The organism is Helicobacter didelphidarum, assembly GCF_003364195.1.
GTDB lineage: Bacteria > Campylobacterota > Campylobacteria > Campylobacterales > Helicobacteraceae > Helicobacter_A > Helicobacter_A didelphidarum.
On sequence record NZ_NXLQ01000195.1, the window covers coordinates 1 to 550 of the forward strand.

Sequence of the window (550 nt, forward strand, 5' to 3'; positions counted from 1 at the left end):
TAGGCTATGATATATGGAGCAATATCCATTATGGCTATATTGGCAAAGCAGTAGGATTTAGTGAAATTGAATTACTTTCAGGGGCTGGAGTGGCACAAGTGGCAAGTAATATAGCAAGAATAAAAAAAGATATACAAGAAACAACAAATAATACAAATGGTTTCTTAAATAATTTATCTAACACTTGGAAAATATTATCAGATTCTAATATTTGTGATTCTGGTAAATATTGTGATGATATACAAGACAATGAATCTATTAGGATTGGAATGAGAATGTTTGATAATAAAATACCTCTAAATGCTTTAGAATTAATACATCTCATTATCAATAATAAGATTCTGCCTGAGACTAAAGCGGTAATAGTGCGATGAAAACAAAAATTAAAAAATCTGCAACAATACTCTTGCAATTATCTATAGCTGTCAGTTTTGCTATATTTTTTCCATTACTAGCAATACTCATCGAATACATAAAAACACCCCATATAGATAATAAATGTATCCCACATGGACGCAATTTCCCAGAATCAGATGCGACATTATTTACT

At 30.0% G+C, this 550-nt stretch carries 2 protein-coding genes; both read left to right on the forward strand.

Annotated elements, in window-relative coordinates; translation table 11 throughout:
• On the forward strand, positions 1 to 374 hold a 374-nt coding region (locus CQA53_RS11900), incomplete at its 5' end, for a polymorphic toxin type 44 domain-containing protein (protein ID WP_220272103.1).
• A partial coding sequence (locus CQA53_RS11905) for a hypothetical protein (protein WP_147290070.1) occupies positions 371 to 550 on the forward strand: 180 nt, incomplete at its 3' end. The genes CQA53_RS11900 and CQA53_RS11905, both read left to right, overlap by 4 nt.